Annotated in this window: 17 protein-coding genes; 12 read left to right on the forward strand and 5 right to left on the reverse strand. The window is 65.7% G+C overall.

Going from position 1 to position 16,492, the window contains the following annotated elements; all coding sequences use genetic code 11:
* Nucleotides 1-724 precede the first annotated feature (724 nt).
* Nucleotides 725-1,561 carry a M48 family metallopeptidase gene (locus GQ56_RS39740; protein ID WP_052007404.1) on the forward strand — a complete coding sequence of 279 codons (837 nt, stop codon included), beginning with the start codon at nt 725-727 and terminating at the stop codon, nt 1,559-1,561.
* A 230-nt stretch (nt 1,562-1,791) separates the two neighbouring features.
* Here GQ56_RS39740 and GQ56_RS0135880 read toward each other — a convergent pair whose 3' ends face one another.
* Nucleotides 1,792-2,799, reverse strand: coding sequence for an AraC family transcriptional regulator (locus GQ56_RS0135880; RefSeq protein WP_031403233.1), 1,008 nt, complete (start codon nt 2,797-2,799; stop codon nt 1,792-1,794).
* 15 nt (nt 2,800-2,814) lie between these two features.
* Entirely contained in the window at nt 2,815-3,267 is a 453-nt protein-coding gene (locus GQ56_RS0135885) for a GNAT family N-acetyltransferase (protein WP_031403234.1), read from the reverse strand.
* A gap of 583 nt (nt 3,268-3,850) precedes the next feature.
* Between GQ56_RS0135885 and GQ56_RS0135890 the strand changes: the two genes are divergently transcribed.
* From GQ56_RS0135890 to GQ56_RS0135920, 7 genes are all read left to right on the forward strand, one after another.
* On the forward strand, nt 3,851-4,696 hold the full coding sequence (locus GQ56_RS0135890; RefSeq protein WP_031403235.1) for an ABC transporter permease: 846 nt from the start codon (nt 3,851-3,853) through the stop codon (nt 4,694-4,696).
* Complete coding sequence (locus GQ56_RS0135895) at nt 4,683-5,534, forward strand: ABC transporter permease (RefSeq protein ID WP_031403236.1); 852 nt, start codon at nt 4,683-4,685, stop codon at nt 5,532-5,534. The genes GQ56_RS0135890 and GQ56_RS0135895 overlap by 14 nt, the downstream gene beginning before the upstream one ends.
* Nucleotides 5,531-6,562 carry an extracellular solute-binding protein gene (locus GQ56_RS0135900; protein ID WP_031403237.1) on the forward strand — a complete coding sequence of 344 codons (1,032 nt, stop codon included), beginning with the start codon at nt 5,531-5,533 and terminating at the stop codon, nt 6,560-6,562. The genes GQ56_RS0135895 and GQ56_RS0135900 overlap by 4 nt, the downstream gene beginning before the upstream one ends.
* Nucleotides 6,563-7,206: 644 nt before the next feature.
* Nucleotides 7,207-7,533, forward strand: a complete 327-nt coding sequence (locus GQ56_RS0135905; protein ID WP_034199517.1) for an H-NS histone family protein — start codon at nt 7,207-7,209, stop codon at nt 7,531-7,533.
* A 117-nt stretch (nt 7,534-7,650) separates the two neighbouring features.
* A complete protein-coding gene (locus GQ56_RS0135910; RefSeq protein WP_152601959.1) occupies nt 7,651-8,157 on the forward strand; it encodes a hypothetical protein in 507 nt (168 codons plus the stop codon).
* Between the two features lie 234 nt (nt 8,158-8,391).
* On the forward strand, nt 8,392-9,081 hold the full coding sequence (locus tag GQ56_RS0135915) for an NUDIX hydrolase (protein ID WP_031403240.1): 690 nt from the start codon (nt 8,392-8,394) through the stop codon (nt 9,079-9,081).
* Between the two features lie 37 nt (nt 9,082-9,118).
* Nucleotides 9,119-10,504: an MFS transporter gene (locus GQ56_RS0135920; RefSeq protein ID WP_031403241.1), complete on the forward strand. Its 1,386-nt coding sequence runs from the start codon at nt 9,119-9,121 to the stop codon at nt 10,502-10,504.
* Nucleotides 10,505-10,532: 28 nt separating this feature from the next.
* Here GQ56_RS0135920 and GQ56_RS0135925 read toward each other — a convergent pair whose 3' ends face one another.
* On the reverse strand, nt 10,533-11,504 hold the full coding sequence (locus tag GQ56_RS0135925) for an AraC family transcriptional regulator (protein ID WP_031403242.1): 972 nt from the start codon (nt 11,502-11,504) through the stop codon (nt 10,533-10,535).
* A gap of 94 nt (nt 11,505-11,598) precedes the next feature.
* Here GQ56_RS0135925 and GQ56_RS0135930 point away from each other — a divergent pair, with 94 nt between their 5' ends.
* Nucleotides 11,599-12,432 (forward strand): oxidoreductase, encoded by an 834-nt coding sequence (locus tag GQ56_RS0135930; protein ID WP_031403243.1) that lies wholly within the window; start codon nt 11,599-11,601, stop codon nt 12,430-12,432.
* Between the two features lie 211 nt (nt 12,433-12,643).
* The gene (locus GQ56_RS0135935; protein WP_031403244.1) at nt 12,644-13,480 is read left to right on the forward strand and encodes an alpha/beta fold hydrolase; all 837 of its coding nucleotides are present in this window, start codon (nt 12,644-12,646) and stop codon (nt 13,478-13,480) included.
* A 90-nt stretch (nt 13,481-13,570) separates the two neighbouring features.
* Here GQ56_RS0135935 and GQ56_RS0135940 read toward each other — a convergent pair whose 3' ends face one another.
* A complete protein-coding gene (locus GQ56_RS0135940; RefSeq protein WP_031403245.1) occupies nt 13,571-14,491 on the reverse strand; it encodes a LysR substrate-binding domain-containing protein in 921 nt (306 codons plus the stop codon).
* Nucleotides 14,492-14,656: 165 nt separating this feature from the next.
* Here GQ56_RS0135940 and GQ56_RS0135945 point away from each other — a divergent pair, with 165 nt between their 5' ends.
* A complete protein-coding gene (locus tag GQ56_RS0135945; protein ID WP_031403246.1) occupies nt 14,657-15,307 on the forward strand; it encodes a LysE family translocator in 651 nt (216 codons plus the stop codon).
* 58 nt (nt 15,308-15,365) lie between these two features.
* Nucleotides 15,366-15,740 carry a gamma-glutamylcyclotransferase family protein gene (locus GQ56_RS0135950; protein ID WP_031403247.1) on the forward strand — a complete coding sequence of 125 codons (375 nt, stop codon included), beginning with the start codon at nt 15,366-15,368 and terminating at the stop codon, nt 15,738-15,740.
* A gap of 42 nt (nt 15,741-15,782) precedes the next feature.
* Here GQ56_RS0135950 and GQ56_RS0135955 read toward each other — a convergent pair whose 3' ends face one another.
* Nucleotides 15,783-16,490 carry a DUF3142 domain-containing protein gene (locus GQ56_RS0135955; RefSeq protein ID WP_031403248.1) on the reverse strand — a complete coding sequence of 236 codons (708 nt, stop codon included), beginning with the start codon at nt 16,488-16,490 and terminating at the stop codon, nt 15,783-15,785.
* Nucleotides 16,491-16,492: the final 2 nt, after the last annotated feature.

Here is a 16,492-nt window from a genome sequence, read left to right on the forward strand (position 1 = left end):
ATGCGCGGGTCGGGTGGGGCGCGATGATGATCGTGACCGCCGCGGCGATCGTGGCGGCCGGGTGGATCGGGTCCGCGGCGGCGAGCGGCGCGGCGCGGAACGAGCCGACGTCCGCCGGTTGAGCGCGTGCGGACATTCGTGCGCGATCGCGCCGGACCTGCCTTTTTCTCGCATGACTGCGTGCTTCGCCGATCGGCGGTGAGCCGCGCCCGGCATGCACCCGCCCGCGACGTTGGCGGACAGGCCGGCGCCGGGGCCGGCAGTTGCGCTCGGGCGCGCGCATCACGAGTCCCGAATCCCGAATCCCGAATCCCGAATCCCGAATCCCGAATCCCGAATCCCGAATCCCGAATCCCGAATCCCGAATCCGGCGACAGGCGCGTCGGCTCGCACGGCGAAAGGCTTCCTTCGATCCCGCGCGGCGACCGGGCGGCCACGCTGTCCTAATACACGCTCCGTACTATCGGCAGATCGCCGGCATGAGCATGGCGTACCCGTGCGAATTCGCATTTGGCGATTGTGCCCGGCGTGGCCGAACGCGGCGGCGGCCGGTCGATTGCAGGGGCGTGTCATTGCCGGATCACGGGAAGCGAATCAGAATAGGCCGGTACCGCGGGGAGCGCGACCGATAAAGGATATCGATCGCGCGCCCCGGAACATCATCGGGTACACGTCACCGGAAATCGAAAAAAACCGGCGTTGAAGCATAAAAAAGGGAATTGCAATGAACGTGAGAGAGCTTCGCAACAAAAAGGAAAATGTCTATCACTGGCTGATGATGGTGATCGGAGCCATTCTGTGGCTGGCGATCGCGCAACTGGTGTGGGACTACTGGGATCATCCGAGATTTGGCGCAACGGTCCGTATGTACTTCGGATACGCCGTTGCGTTCGTGGTGTTCCGCTGGGTGGCCGGCGTGATGTATCGCGCGATCGCATTCGGAAACATGGTGCTGCTCGGCCCGTCCCAGTTTCCCGAGATTTACGCGATGGTGGAAGCGGGGGCGAAGGAGATCGGTCTGAGTGAGCCGCCGAAGACGTTTATTTACAATTCGAATGGATTGTTCAATGCGTTTGCCCGACGCATCCTGGGCAGTCGCTACGTCTTTCTGACATCGGCGCTCGTGCAGGCAAACAACGATGCGCAGGTGCGCTTCGTGATCGGCCATGAAATCGGCCATCATGCTGCCGGGCACCTGAACCCGTGGTTGAATTTCATCAAGCTGCCGGCGCACATCGTTCCGTTCCTGGGCAAGGCCTATTCGCGCGCAAGGGAGTACACCTGCGACAGCATCGGCGCGTATCTGTCGAAAGATGCCCATGCATCCCGCCGCGCGTTGCAAATGCTTGGATGCGGCTGTCAGCGGCTGAACGATTCCATGAACTGCGAGGCGTTCGTCGCGCAAGAGGACAGCGTGCCGGAGATTGCCGGATTCATCGTCGAGATTTGCAGAACGCATCCGCGCCTGACGCGACGCGTCTCCGCCATCAATGCGTGGTCGAAATATGCGGGCGATGGCGAACCGACCTTCGACATGACGTTGCCGGCCGCGCAACGGTAATCGCGAGGCCCGCGGCCGAAAGCGTGTTCGCGGGCCTGACGGGCAACCTTGTCGGCATGTCGATCAAGGCCCGCGCGTCGTCGATGATGCCGGCGGCCCTCGCCGGCATCGCGATGCGCTTCACGCTGGCCGACAAGCCGTCGGGCAAGCGATCGACCACCGGCATCGCGACGACGTGCCGGCCCGTGCGTCATCGGGCCGTCCGCTCGCCGCGTCGAAGGCGAACCGGTTCATTTCGACCAGCGCTTCATCGCCCGGCTGAACGCGGACGTATTCTTGTACCCCAGTCGCGCGGCGATCTCCTTCACGGTGTATTCCTTTTCCGACAGATATCGCGACGTCAGGTCCTGGCGGACGATGTCGTACAGCGCACTGAACGACGTGCCCATTTCCTGAAGCTTTCGCTGCAGGCTCCGCATTGAAATGCCGAGTTGTTGAGACAATTCCGCGACGTCCTGGCACGTGGGATCGTCGTACATCAGGCCGAGCAGCCGCCCGATGAGGTCGGAGGGAACCCAGTGCGCCAGCTCGAATTCACGTTTGGCGCACGCCTTCCTTGCCGTTTCGAATTCGAGCGGATGCGCGAGCGGAAGCGCGATTTCCAGCGTCGATGCACTCAATTCGAGGTAGTTCTCGTCGGCGCCGAATTCGATCGGGCAGTTGAAATATTCCGCGTAAGACGCCGCGTGCGGCGGCTCGGGGTAGACAAACCCGATTCTCGAGAACTCGGGATTGCATCCGATCAGGTCGCGTATCTGCCGGCGCACCGCCGTAAATACCATGTCGGTGTTGACGACCAGCAGATCGGTGCGATAGGTGTAGCCGCCGACCGTAATTCTCGCGGTCTCGCCCGACGTGGTCACCCGTATTCTGAAATAGCTGATCCCGAGCAGCGGATGCTCGAAGCCCAGTCGCAGCGCCGCGCCCAACGTCGGGCTCACCAGCATCGCGTGGCCGCGCAGGCCGTACGACGTCACCGGGATCGCATGGCCGATATGCAGTCCGATCGCGCTGTTGCCGGTCGCCTCGCGCGCATTCGCGAACAGCACCATTTCCTGTGCATGCGTCACCATTGCGCCGGGGCGTTCGATGTCGGAAGGAGAAATGCCGGTGCCTTTCAGCAGGACATCGACCGGAACACCCATGCGCTTCATCAGGTCGAGCGTGATGAAGATGGTGTGCAGCGGTGCTGGACATTGTGCAGCAGTGCGGCGAATCGCGTCGGCTACCGGCTTCATTCGATCCCTTGGATTCTAGTTCCCCAGCGACTTCGTAAACACGACCTGGCACCCGTACTCGTCCAGGTCGCCACGCTTCCAGCCCAGACGCTGGTAAAAGCCGTCGGCGCGCGAGCCGGGATCGGTCACAAGCGTGACCTGAGCCACGCCTTTCTCCGTCAGCCAGGTCAGCGCACGGGCGAGCAGCTCGCGGCCGATGCCCGCGCCATGGAAGGGCGGTGCCACGAACAACGCGGAGATGAACGGCTTTTCGGTAATGACCGGCAGGCAGATTCCGACGGCTTCGTCGTCATGCTCGCAGATCCAGCCGCCGCCCTGCCGGATCTTCTCGATCAGGAGGTCGCGGTTCAGGAGGTGGACCTGGTGGGGGTGAATTCTATTCTCGCGCACGGAGAATCGCACATCATAAAAGGCGCCGACATCGCGTTCGGTCATCGGGCGGTATTTCAGCTTCTCAGCAATGGCCATGTTTTTATTGCCTCTCTTCTCGTTATGTGAAATTTGCGTGCCAAAAAACTGCGCAACTATCTCACGATTTTTGCAAACACTCCACGATCGAGGATTATCGATCCGGCCGAAGACGTGTCGCTGGGGGTTCGCGATGGCCGGCTGGCGCGGCCGGGAAGCCCTGCTCCCCACGCGAGCGATCCGGTAGAGCAGGGCAGGGGCTGGCGGCTGCGCTGCCGAGCGCCACGGATCACCGGCCCGGTGTCGGCGCATGGCCCGGTGCACCCTATCCGGTCATTTCAGCGCGACGATCAGCCGCCTTAAAATGCCGGGGCGGCGATTTCCGTAACGCGCGCGATCGGAAATTTCCGTATATGCAATAATTCTTAAAAAAATGCAGTATCGCAAATTTATAATGACGATGGCGCACAGGGGTAACACATTGGCGTAATCGGCACACGCGCCGACTATAAATGAGGCTGTCGATTTGGTACGCTTCTTGCCAATCGAACTGACTGATTTGAGGTCGTTGGCCGTGCGCCAAGTCTCCCTGCTCAATCTGCTGAAGTCCTGGCGGCCGATGGCCAACCCGACGCTGCTCGTCATGATGGTGGGCGTCGTCTTTCCGCTGATCGTCCTGGCGGTGGTGTCGCTCAGCGCGCCGCGCGATTTCGGCGGCGTGTCGTGGGGCGACTTCACCGCCCGGGCGTACGAGCGGATTGTCTTCGATCGGGACTGGGACGGGGCGCGCGTCCTTCAGCGGGGCTATCTCGCCATCTTCGCCCGGTCGATGACCATGGCCGTCCTGACCACCGCGGGATGTCTGCTGATCGGATTCCCGACGGCGCTGTTCATTGCGACGCGCTCCCTGAAGTGGAAAGCCATGCTGCTGATCCTGATCACGATTCCGTTCTGGACCTGCGTCGTCGTCCAGATGTACGGCTTGATCATCGTCATTGCGGACGACGGCCTCCTGAACCGGCTGTTGTCCGGCATCGGCCTGATGCACGGCCCGCTCGGCTTGCTCTATACCGATCTCGCGACGCTGATCGGCCTCGTCTATGCGTTCACGCCGTTCATGGTCGTGCCGATCTTCGCCGCGCTCGACGATTTCGACTGGCGGCTGGTCGAGGCGGCCTACGACCTGGGAGCCGACAAGTCGGCGGCACTGGCTCATGTCGTCGTGCCGTGCTGCCGTCCGGGCATCATGGCCGGAACCGGGCTCGTCTTCGTTCCGGCACTGGGTTCCTATACGATCCCGGGCCTGCTCGGCGGCAACCACGCGTTCATGATCGGCAACCTGATCGACTTCCAGTTCGCCGGCGGACGGGATTGGCCGCTGGGCGCCGCCATGTCGTTCGCGTTGCTCGCCATCGTGCTTGTGGCGATGCTCGCGTCGCGCCTGGGTTCGCTGTTTCAACGGCAGGAGCGCATGCATGATTTCGCCTGAGCTGCGCCGGTTTCCACTGACCGGGGCGATCGCCTGCGCGGTGCTGGCGTTCCTCTATCTGCCGATGCTGACCGTGATGGGGATGAGCTTCAACGCCGGGCCGTCCGCCCTCGTATGGGACGGGTTCGGGATGCGCGCTTACGTCGACGCCTGGGCCGATCCGACGCTGGTCCGCGCCGCGAAGAATTCGCTCCTGCTGGCGCTGGCGTCGATGGTGCTCTCCACCACGCTCGCGACGGGCGCGGCGGTCGCCTGGTGGTCGAGAGGCAACCGGCGCGGTTTCGACTCCGCGGGACTCGTCATTGCGCTGCCGCTCGTGATACCCGAGATCGTGCTGGCGATCGCGACCATGATGCTGTTCTCGATGTTCGAGACGGAACTGGGATTCGGCGCCGTGCTGTTTGCCCACGTGGTGTTTTGCGTACCGCTGGCCTACCTGCCGATCAAGGCCAGGCTCGCGACGATCGATCGCACGCTGCTCGAGGCAGCCGCGGACCTGTCGGCCACGCCCTGGGCCACTTTCCGTCAAATTACCCTGCCGCTGGCGCTATCCGGCATCGTCGCCGGGGCCTTGCTGTCCTTCGTCGCGTCGATGAACGACTACGTCACCAGCTACTTTCTCGCCGGCGCGGGCATGACCACCTTGCCGATGTACATCTTCGGCGCATTGAAGATCGGAATCACGCCGAAGATCAGTGCCGTGTCGACCGTCATCATCGGACTCTCGACGCTGCAACTGATGGCGGTCTGGATCATCGGCGCCCGAGGCAAGAAAAGATCCAGGACCCAGCAGTCCGAGATACACCACGCCAATCTACACGCAATAGGAACAGCATGAAAAAAACAATCGGTGCGATGTTGCTGCTTGCCGCTGTCTCGACCCAGGCCGCCGAGCTCCATATCGGAAGCTGGCCGAACATCCTGCCCGTCAACCTGCTCAAGAAGTTCCAGGCCGATACCGGGATCGAGACGACGCTCGACACCTATGCAAGCGATGCAGCGTTGACCCAGAAGCTGCAGGCGGGAGGAGGGGGATACGACGTCGTGGTGGGCGGCGACTACTACGTGCCGGTGCTCGTGAAGTCGGGCCTTCTGCTCAAGCTCGACAAGAGCAAGTTGCCCAATATCGCCAACATCAAGCCCGAGTACCGTCATCCGTCGTTCGACCCGCAGCGGGATTACGCGATGCCCTTCACGGTCGTCCTGACCGGGTTTGCCTACGACAGCGCGCGCGTGCCGGGCGGCCGGCTCGACGACAGCTGGAAGTCGTTCTTCGAGCCTCCCGAGGCGCTGCGCGGCGAGATCGGCGATCTGGACGTCGAGGAGGAACTGTACATGGCCGCGAGCTGGTATCTGGGACAGGACGAATGCACCGAGCGTCCCGAGGACGCGAAGCGCGTGCTCGACGTGCTGCAGAAGCAGAAGCCGTTCGTGAAGACGTACAGCAACGACGGCACGGTCGATCGCCTCGCGACCCGGCAGATCATCGTTCAGCACGTCTGGAACGGCGCCGCCGCACGAGCGCAGGACCGCCTGCCGACGATCCGCTTCGTGTATCCGAAAGAGGGCGTCCGGCTGTTCATGGACAGCTTGCTGGTTCCGGCAAAGGCGCGAAATGTCGATTCGGCGTACAAGTTCCTCGACTGGATGATGCGGCCCGAGAACATCGCGCTGGTGACGAACGCACTCCGGTACAGCAACGAGATTATCGGATCGGAGCGCTACATCGATCCCGCGCTGCACGACAATCCCGCGATCAAGACGCCGGAGCAGTACAAGTCGCGGCTCAAGCCTTACAAGATGTGCTCGCCCGCGGCGATTCAACTGCGCAACAAGGTCTGGCTGAAGCTGAAGAGCAATCAGTGATTCGCACCGGCCGTCGACGACGGACCGGATGAGTGATTCGCGCGTGCAGGGGTGGAGCCGGGCGTGACGATGCCGCGTTCCACTTCACGCAGCGCGCACCGCGCGAGGTGCGAAGCGGCGCTGCAAGACCGCGCGGCCGCGGACGATGCTGCGACATCGCCTGCGGCCCGACCCTGGCATACCCACTGAGGGACCACCATGGCTGACCGTATGTCACGACGACCCTGTCCGATCGAAGCGCATTGCGTCGGTGCGCCGGGCGCTGTCGCTGCCCGCATCGCCCGATGCGATCGTCGGCTCCGGCGGCGGTCGAACACGGGGTTGTCGAGCCGGCATGCAGTCGCCGAGGGGATCTTGCGCGCCGGAGCGCGTTGCCTGCATGGGCCCGGACGGACTTCGAACCGTCACTTTGCCGATGCGCGATTCCAGTCCGGCGAGGACACGTAGCCTCGGTCGCCGGCCCGTCCGTGTCCGGCGATGGGCAGGCTGTCGGCGCGGACGGTTCGCGATCGCTTGTTTCGATCGCGCCTTTTATTCGACGCGGCGCACGGCATCAGATCGATATGATTCGGATACCTATGTTTAATTGTCGCGACTGTCGAGAGAAGACAGACGATTGACTTTCTTCGTTTCGAGAATACGATATGCAGAGCTACCGAGATTTGAAAGACCAGATTCAAAAACTCCAGACGCAGGCCGAACTTGCGCGTACTCAGGAACTGGCGAGCGCGATCAAGGAAATACAACGGTTGATTGCCGAATTCGATCTGAGGCCCGAGGACCTGTTCTCCAGGCCGAAGCTCAGGCCGCGCCCCGTCAAGCGCCGCGGTCCCGCCGCCATCAAGTACCGCGATCCGGAATCCGGTGCCCAATGGAGCGGGCGCGGGCGGGAGCCCCGGTGGATCGCCGGCCGCGAACGGGACCAGTTCCTGATTCACGACGCGCATGAGATCGCGGAGCGCGCGGCATAGCGGGCAAGCGAGGGGCGGGGGCGACTCGCGGAACGATCGCCCGGCGTCACGAACCATCCGGAATGCGGTGGCCGGCACCCGAACGCCGGCCCGGTCCATGCGAGCTTACGGCATACCATGTCCAGATCATCGTCGCCCGACCGAATTCGTGTTGCCTGGGAACTGATCCGCGCATCGGTCCGGCATTGCATTCCGGCGGCGTACCGCAAGCCGGGCGGCTTGCAAGCGCCGCGCGTGCCTGCGGATCCGAGCGGGGCCGACGTGGTGCTCGCCGCGACCATTTCCGCCGTCCGGGCGGAAGCCAGCGTCTCCGAACTCGAAAATCTGGAAGGCCGGCACCTGAGCCTGGCGACCGCGCATTTCCCGAGCGTTCGCGCCCGCATCGACCTGATCGGCTCGCGTGTCCGGAAAGCCCGGCTCCACGCCGTGCGCGCCCGTGCCCACGCCGACGCCGCTGCGCTGATGTTCCTGGGGGGAATGGCGCATCACCCGGGCTCGCCGCTGGAAGGGCTCAAGCGTCACGCCGAGCAGGCGGAACAGGCGCAAATACTCGCAAGCGATCTCCTCGACATTTCGCTTGCGCTGGAACGCAGGGAATCATCCCGTTTCTCGCGACGCCGGTGAAGACTCCTCCCGGAGCCGGGCTGTCGCGCCGGCCGTGCGCGCATGCTCGCGCGACGACGCGTCGCCCGTACCGTTTCGCTGTTCAGGCGTTCGGAATGAGCGCCCGCGGCGGCAACCCGTATCGCTCCGGACGGCGCCCGCGTGAAGCGAACGAGTCGATGAGGTAAGCTGCCGACTGGCTGGAGGGTACTTTGATTTGGATGGATGTTCTTCGACATTAATCTGGCAGAAGACATGAAACCCGACGAAAACGTCCCGAATACCGGTGGCGGGCTTGCGCCAGCGCCGACGGAAACCGGCGCGCCGCAGGCCGCCCTGGCCGCGCTCGTGCGCGGCGTGGAAAGTTACGGCATTCCTGCCGGCACCGATTGGCCGAGCGCGGAGCGCTTTCTCGCGGACAACGACGGGCAGTGGAAATTCTCGGCCGTCCTGGTCGCGATCGTCGCGCGGCCCGAGCCGACGATCCTGCTGACCCGGCGTGCGTCGGGGCTCAGCGAATACTCGTCGCACGTGAGTTTTCCGGGCGGCCGCCCGGCGGAGTCCGACCGTGACATCGGCGCGACCGCATTGCGCGAGGCATTCGAGGAAATCCGGCTCGATCCCGGCGCGATCGGCGTGGTCGGGTGCCTGCCGATCCACAAGACCCGAAAGCGCAATCACGCGATCTTTCCCGTGGTCGGCATCGTGCCGGCAACGGCGCAATGGGATGCGTCGCCCGCGGAAGTCGCGGAGATCTTCGAGTTTCCGTTCTCCGCGCTGCTGAATCCGGATCTGCCGCGCCAGTACGCGGACGGCGAACGCGCGGGCGCATGGTACTGGGCGGAGCAGGCGCAGGACATCTGGGGCGTGACGGCGCTGATCCTGAAGTCGCTGGCGGGGCTGGCGCGCGACGTCGCGTCCGGCGAGCGTACGCGTCGCGACTAGGCACATGCTCCGGGTGCGCGCCCTGCAAGGATCGCTCATGGAGATCGCAGAAACGTTCGACGACGAGGGCTTCGACGTTCCGCGCCGCTATTTTGCAGCCGTCGCGATTCTGATCGGCGTGTTCATGTCCGCGCTGGACAGCGCGATCGTCAACATCGCGCTGCCGACGATCTCGACCGACCTGGGCGTGAACGCCGCTTCCGTGATCTGGGTGGCGAACGGCTATCAGGTGGCGAGCGCGGCGACGATGCTGACGTGCGCGTCGCTCGGCTCGAGAATCGGCGAGCGACGCTTTTACACGATCGGGCTGGTGCTGTTTACGCTCTCGTCGCTCGGCTGCGGGCTGGCGTCCACCTTCGGCGCGCTGGTGGCGATGCGGATCCTGCAGGGTGTCAGCTACGCAATCCTGATCAGCGTCGGCTACGGCCTCTACCGGGTGATCTTTCCGCCCGGCTCGCTGGGGACGGTGTTCGGCGTCAACGCGCTGGTGTTCGCGGTGGGCACGGCCGTCGGTCCCGCATTGGGCGGCCTGATCGTCTCGTGGGCGTCGTGGCCCTGGCTGTTCTACATCAACCTCCCGTTCGGGATCGCCGCCATCGCGTTCTCGTTCGTCGCGCTGGGGAAAGACACGCATCGGGCGCGCGGCTTCGACGTGGCGGGCGCGGTGACCTCCGCCGCCGCGTTCGGCCTCTTCGCGCTCGCCGTCGACCAGATCGGGCGGTGGAGCCATCGTACGGTGCTCGTGCTCGTCGTCGCGGCGGCCGCCTCGATGCTGGCATTCTGCCTCGGGCAAACCAGGGCGCGGCATCCGCTGCTGCCGCTGGACATCTTCCGGTCGCGCCGGTACACGTTCGCGGTGCTGACATCCGTGACGATGTTCGTGTCGCAGGGCATGGCGCTGGTGGCCTTGCCGTTCGTGCTGCAGCACACGTACGGGTACGGCGTGCTGAAATCCGCGCTGGTCTTTACGCCCTGGCCGATCGCAGTCGCGCTGTGCGCGCCGTTCGCGGGGCGGCTCGCGAATCGCTTCAATGCGACGCTGCTGTCGAGCACCGGCGTGTCGGTGTTCTGTCTCGGGATCGGTTCGCTGATCCTGTTGCCCGCGCAACCGTCCGACGCGGACTTCCTGTGGCGCGTCGCGCTCTGCGGCGTGGGGTACGGTTTCTTTCTCCCGCCGAACAACAAGGAGATGTTCGCGAACGCGGCGAAGAACCGCACGGCCACCGCTTCCGGCGTGCTGTCGACGGCGAGAACGACCGGCCAGTCCATCGGCGCCGCGCTGGTCGCCGTGGTGATCGCCCTCGTCGGCGGAGCGGGCGGCGGCGAGCGGCAGTTTCCCGTTCATGTATTCGCGCTGGCCTGCGCGATCGCCGCGCTGTCGCTCGTCGCGAGCATCGCGCGCGTTTATCGGCGGCGCGGCTAGCTGGCGCCGGCGTGTCGCGCGATGCGGGTCAATGCGACGACACGAACACCGCATCGTCGAATGCGGCCGGAATGGCGAAGCTCGCGCGCATGCGCTCCGCCTCCTTCGCCGGCGTCAGGCCGAACAGGCGCTTGAATTCGCGGCTGAACTGCGACGGGCTCGCGTAACCGACCGCATGGCCGGCCGCCTCCGCCGTCAGGTCCTCGCGCACCATCAGCAAGCGCGCCTGATGCAGTCGCGTCGACTTCAGGTACTGCATCGGCGACACCTGCGTGATCGCCTTGAAGTGGCTGTGAAAGCTCGGCACGCTCATGCCGGCTTCGTCGGCCAGCTGCGTCACGTCGAGCGGTCGGGCGTATTCGGCGTGAATGACGCGCAGCGACCGGCCGATCCGGCCGAACTGTCCACGCATCGCGAGCGCGCTGCGCAGCGCACTGCCCTGCGCGCCGGTGAGCACGCGAAAGTACAGCTCGCGCAGCAGCGCGGGGCCGAGCACCGCCGCGTCGAGCGGCCGCTGCATCGCCTCGACGAAACGCAGCACCGATGCGTGCATCGCGCCATCCATCGGCGTCGACATCATGCTGCGCGGCGCCTGCACGGGTTCGGGCATGCCTTCGCGATCGATCTGCGCCGCGAGTTCGGCGGCCATCGTGAAATCGAGGTGCAGGTACAGCGCGAGCAGCGGGCGCTCGGGCGTGGCGTCGGTTTCCATGCTGAACGGCACGGGTACGGATACCGCCAGGTAGTGATGCGCGTCGTACAGGTAGCGTTCGCCGCCGAAATAGCCGCGCTTGCAGCCCTGGCATACGATCACGATGCCCGGGTCGTACAGCACCGGCGTGCGCGACAGCGCGCGGTTCGAACGCAGGATGCGCACGCTCGGCAGCGCCGTCAGGTTGTAGCCTTCGTCGGGCGCCAGTGCGCGCAGCAGCGCGGCCAGGCGCTTGCGGTCGCGCGGCGACGGCGAGGGCGGCGACAGGGAGGCGGGTGTGGCACTCATAGTTTTGTGCAAGAAAATCAGCGGAATCGGGCTTATCCGGCATCGTTGGCCAGACTAGTATGCATGCATCAATCGATACTCGGGAGAAACGCAAATGGCATCAGGCAATCTCATGCTCATCACCGGTGTCAGCAGCGGCTTCGGCCGCGCGCTTGCACAGGAGGCGCTCGCGGCCGGCTACACGGTCGTCGGCACCGTCAGAAGCGCGCAGGCGGCGCGGGAATTCGAGGCGCTGTCCGCCGATGCGGCTTTCGCGCGAGTGCTCGACGTGACGGATTTCGATCGCATCGACGGCGTCGTCGCGGCGATCGAAGCGGACGTCGGGCCCGTCGGCGTGCTGGTGAACAACGCCGGCTACGGACACGAAGGCATCATGGAAGAGGCGCCGCTCGCGGAGCTGCGCCGGCAGTTCGACGTGAACGTGTTCGGCGCGGTCGCGATGATGAAGGCCGTCGTGCCGTTCATGCGGGCGCGGCGGCGCGGCCGCATCCTGAACATCACGTCGATGGGCGGCCACATCACGATGCCGGGCATCGCCTACTACTGCGGCAGCAAGTTCGCGCTGGAAGGGATTTCCGAAGCCGCCGGCAAGGAACTCGCGCCGTTCGGCATCTTCGTGACGGCCGTGGCGCCGGGTTCGTTCCGCACCGACTGGGCCGGCCGCTCGATGGTCCGCACGCCGCGCGCGATCGCGGATTACGACGCGCTGTTCGACCCGATCCGCCAGGCGCGCGAGGAGAGAAGCGGCAAGCAGCCGGGCGATCCCGCGAAGGCCGCGCGGGCGATGCTCGCGGCGATCGCGGCGGAGCATCCGCCGGCGCACCTGTTGCTCGGCAGCGATGCGCTGCGGCTCGTGCGCAACAAGCTGGACGCGCTCGGCGACGAGATTCGCGCGTGGGAGGCCGTGACGGTGTCGACTGACGTCTGATGCGCGGTGCGACGGCGCGCGGGAATCCGGGCGCCGCGTCTCGTGCGGGTGTCGTTGCTGCAACGCAGCGCGACCGTGCAACCGCCCGCGTACCCGCCGGAGCAAGGGCGGCAGGCGCGTCTGCACCGTGGCGCGGGGGTTTCACAATAATGGCCGATAATGGCTTCCGGCCAATGTGCCGTGTTCGTCCACATCACAGGAGTCAATCGCGATGCCATACGTCACCACGAAGGATCACGTCGAGATTTTCTACAAGGACTGGGGCCCGAGGGATGCGCAGCCCATCATGTTCCATCATGGCTGGCCGCTGTCCGGCGACGACTGGGATGCGCAGATGCTCTTCTTCGTCGAGAAGGGCTACCGCGTGATCGCGCACGACCGGCGCGGCCACGGCCGTTCGGCGCAGGTCTCCGACGGCCACGACATGGATCATTACGCGGCGGACGCGTTCGCGGTCGTCGAAGCGCTCGACCTGCGCAATGCGGTACATATCGGCCACTCGACCGGCGGCGGCGAAGTGGCCCGCTACGTCGCGAAGCACGGCGAGCCGGCCGGTCGCGTCGCGAAGGCCGTGCTGGTCAGCGCGGTGCCGCCGCTGATGGTGAAAACCGCATCGAACCCCGAAGGCCTGCCGATCGAAGTGTTCGACGGCTTCCGCAAGGCGCTCGCCGACAATCGCGCGCAGTTCTTCCTCGACGTGCCGAGCGGCCCGTTCTACGGTTTCAACCGCGAAGGCGCAACCGTGCATCAGGGCGTGATCCGGAACTGGTGGCGGCAGGGGATGGAGGGCAGCGCGAAGGCCCACTACGACGGCATCAAGGCATTCTCGGAAACGGACCAGACCGGGGACCTGAAGTCGATATCCGTCCCGACGCTCGTGCTGCATGGCGAGGACGACCAGATCGTGCCGATCGCGGATGCCGCGCTGAAGTCGATCAAGCTGCTGAAGAACGGCACGCTGAAAACCTACCCGGGCTACTCGCACGGGATGCTGACGGTCAACGCGGACGTCCTCAACGCCGACCTGCTGGCTTTCGTGCAGGCGTAACGGCGTCGCCGCGGGCCCGCCGCGCCGTGACCGACGGCCGGGCCCTCCGGCCGCCCCGCGAGACGCGCCGCCCGTCGCCGGCCGCGCGCTTCAGCCGATGTCGTTGAAGCGGATACCCGGATGCGCGAGACGCGGCATCCGGTCGGCAAGGAACGCATGCAGTTCGCGCACCTGCGCGGCCTTGCCGGAGTCTTCCGGCCACACGAGGTAGTACGCGTCGCCGCTGCTGACGGCCGTCTTGAACGGCAGTACGAGCTGCTTCTCGTCGACGGCCCGCGCGCACAGCGCGAGGTCGCCGATCGAAATGCCGTGGCCCGCGATGGCCGCCGCAATCCCCTGTTCGAGCATGTCGAACACCTGCCCGCGCGTGATGTCCACCTCCAGGTCGTGGCCGCTGCCCTTGAGCCAGCGTCGCCAGTCGCGCCGATCGGGCGACGGGTGAATCAGTTCGCAGGCAGCCGGGTTCGTGCGGGCGACGGTCGCGGTTGCGCGCGAGCACACCGGAATCAGCCACTCGTCGAACAGCTTCACGCACTGGGTGTTCTCGCCGAACCGGCCGGTGCCGAGCAGGATCGCGCAATCGTAGGACTCGCTGGAAAAGTCGACGGTATCGATATCCATCCACACGCTCGCGATCTGCACCTCGAACGCGGGCCGCGTGCCGCGAAAGGCGGCCAGCGCGTCGAGCAGCCAGCGCATCGTGAGCGTGGACGGCGCCTTGAGCCGCAACACGTCGCGCTGCGTCTGGAACAGCATGCACGCTTCCTCGATCTGGCGGAAACCGCGCCTGAGCCCCGACGCGAAGATGCGGGCTTCCGCCGTCACGGTCATTTTCGGCCCGCGCCGGACGAACAGCTTCCGGCCGAAGTAGGCCTCGAGCGTCTTCACGTGCTTGCTGACGGCGCTCTGCGTCAGGCTCAGCTCTTCGGCGGCCAGCGTGAACGAGCCGGTGCGCGCGGCGCTTTCGAACGCGCGCAGTGCATAGACGGGGGGCAGCGGTTTGGCCTTCACGGGTTTCGAATATGAATAAAACTCATGTCATGCGACAGGATTTTCCGTTTTTCCGACGCGAGGCCGGCGCGCAATACTGCATCAGGCCGCGCGATTCGACGCGTCGGGCTTCCATGATGCCACCGTGACAGGTGCGCGCGTCAAACCATTCGACAACTTTTTATCATGACACTCCACTATCCGCTGCTGTTCGGCTATCTGGCGGCAATCGTGCTGCTCATCGCGACGCCGGGCCCGGTCATCATGCTCGTGACGGGCACCGTCGCGCGGCGCGGCTTTCGCCAGGGCATGCTGACCGCGGTGGGCGCGAATGCCGCGAGCCTCGTGATGATCGCGGGCGCGATGCTGATGGTGTTCGGCGTCGTGCTCGTCAGCGATCGCTTGCTGACGGGGCTGCACATGGCGGGGTGCGTGTTCATCGCGGTGCTGGCGATCCGGACGCTGCTCGGCGAATGGCGTGCCGGCCGTGCGCGCGACGCCCGCGACGCGGCGGTGGGCGCGCCGGTCGCGCCGTCGCGGGGATTGCCCGGCCCCGTGCGCGGTTTTCTCGTCGGCATCGCGAACCCGAAGGATCTGCTGTTCTTCGTCGCGTTCTTTCCGCAGTTCGTCGGCATCACGCCGGACTCGCGCGTGAGCCTGGCCATCCTGGCCGTGCTGTGGATCGCGGTCGATTTCACGATCATGGCCGGCTACATGGCCGCGATCAACCATCCGCTGATCCAGCGCAAGCAACGCTGGATCGTCGCATCGTCGGCGCTCGCGCTGCTCGCGATCGCGCTCGCCGGGCTCGGCAGTGCGATCGTGGATGCTGCGTGAACGTATCGGCGATTCGCGTTACGCTTCGTTTTTCCTGACTTCCTTGCCGAATGCCATCATGTCCAGCACGACCCCGACTTTCTCCGAGCAACTCTTCTCGTACGGCACGCTGCAACTCGAGCAGGTACAGCTCGCCACCTTCGGCCGCAAGCTCGACGGGCGCGCGGACGCGATGCCCGGCTACGCGATGACGATGCTGAAGATCGAGGATCCGGACGTGGTCGCGACGAGCGGGAAGACGCATCATCCGGTGGTGACCCGTACCGGCGAGCCGGCCGACCGCGTGACCGGCACCGTATTTGCCATCACGCGCGAAGAACTGCAGCACGCGGACGATTACGAAGTCGACGCGTACCGGCGCGATCGCGTCGTGCTCGAGTCGGGCGTCGCGGCATGGGTGTACGTGGACGCGCGTTCGCCGCGCCCGGATTGAAGCGGAGCGCGGGCGCGGCCGGCCGCGCCGGCCGCCCGGCCGCTAGCCGTTGCGCAGGAACACGACGTAGCCGCGGAACCACGGGTTCGTCGCGAGATACGGCGGCGCGTCCCACTCGCCGCCCTGGATGATGCCGATGCGAAACGGCAACTGCAGCCGCGCGACGCGCGGCAGGTAGTTCGCATAGTCGGGAATCGTGCGGCGGCCCTGGTAGGTCTGCACGACCACTTCGTCGACGATGCCCCTGAGCTGGTTGACCTGGTCGGTATCGATGCGGCTGCTCCAGTCCAGCAGCCCCGTGATGCTCAGCCGGCAATCGGCGGGCAGGGTCGCGCGCAGCGTCCGCAGGAATTCGAGGTAGTCCTGCAGGTGGCGCGTGCGCGCATCGAAGTCGATCTGGATGCCCGTGATCGTGCGGCCCGACGCGCGCCAGCGCTCGAGCTGCGCGAGCATGATCTGCGTGACGCGCGGCGTCCAGCGCAGCGTATGCGCCCGGTAGACGAGCCACACGCGCGCATGTGGCGCGGGCGGCAGCGCGACGCCCTGCGCGATGACGCGCACCTGCGATTCGTCGCGCGGCGCCGCCTCGATCTGCCCTTGCAGCACGTAGACGGCGCGGGCGTCGCGCACGATTGCCTGCGGCTTCACGCCCGCCCACAGCCAGAACGCGTCGTACCGGGCGGCGTCGACGGTGCCGGCCGGCGCGACGCGCGCGGCCAGCAGCAGCGCGAGGCACGCGATGCGCCTCACGC

Origin of the sequence: Burkholderia paludis (assembly GCF_000732615.1) — a bacterium.
GTDB classification, from domain to species: Bacteria; Pseudomonadota; Gammaproteobacteria; order Burkholderiales; family Burkholderiaceae; genus Burkholderia; species Burkholderia paludis.

Bases quoted from the DNA above. Each gene is read 5' to 3' on its own strand.
- GQ56_RS0135945 (WP_031403246.1), top strand. From the start codon at position 14,657: ATGACACTCCACTATCCGCTGCTGTTCGGCTATCTGGCGGCAATCGTG.
- GQ56_RS0135900 (WP_031403237.1), top strand. From the start codon at position 5,531: ATGAAAAAAACAATCGGTGCGATGTTGCTGCTTGCCGCTGTCTCGACC.
- GQ56_RS0135925 (WP_031403242.1), bottom strand. From the start codon at position 11,504: ATGAGTGCCACACCCGCCTCCCTGTCGCCGCCCTCGCCGTCGCCGCGC.
- GQ56_RS0135885 (WP_031403234.1), bottom strand. From the start codon at position 3,267: ATGGCCATTGCTGAGAAGCTGAAATACCGCCCGATGACCGAACGCGAT.
- GQ56_RS0135950 (WP_031403247.1), top strand. From the start codon at position 15,366: ATGTCCAGCACGACCCCGACTTTCTCCGAGCAACTCTTCTCGTACGGC.
- GQ56_RS0135920 (WP_031403241.1), top strand. From the start codon at position 9,119: ATGGAGATCGCAGAAACGTTCGACGACGAGGGCTTCGACGTTCCGCGC.
- GQ56_RS0135915 (WP_031403240.1), top strand. From the start codon at position 8,392: ATGAAACCCGACGAAAACGTCCCGAATACCGGTGGCGGGCTTGCGCCA.
- GQ56_RS0135930 (WP_031403243.1), top strand. From the start codon at position 11,599: ATGGCATCAGGCAATCTCATGCTCATCACCGGTGTCAGCAGCGGCTTC.
- GQ56_RS0135890 (WP_031403235.1), top strand. From the start codon at position 3,851: ATGATGGTGGGCGTCGTCTTTCCGCTGATCGTCCTGGCGGTGGTGTCG.
- GQ56_RS0135880 (WP_031403233.1), bottom strand. From the start codon at position 2,799: ATGAAGCCGGTAGCCGACGCGATTCGCCGCACTGCTGCACAATGTCCA.
- GQ56_RS0135935 (WP_031403244.1), top strand. From the start codon at position 12,644: ATGCCATACGTCACCACGAAGGATCACGTCGAGATTTTCTACAAGGAC.
- GQ56_RS0135905 (WP_034199517.1), top strand. From the start codon at position 7,207: ATGCAGAGCTACCGAGATTTGAAAGACCAGATTCAAAAACTCCAGACG.
- GQ56_RS0135910 (WP_152601959.1), top strand. From the start codon at position 7,651: ATGTCCAGATCATCGTCGCCCGACCGAATTCGTGTTGCCTGGGAACTG.
- GQ56_RS0135895 (WP_031403236.1), top strand. From the start codon at position 4,683: ATGATTTCGCCTGAGCTGCGCCGGTTTCCACTGACCGGGGCGATCGCC.
- GQ56_RS39740 (WP_052007404.1), top strand. From the start codon at position 725: ATGAACGTGAGAGAGCTTCGCAACAAAAAGGAAAATGTCTATCACTGG.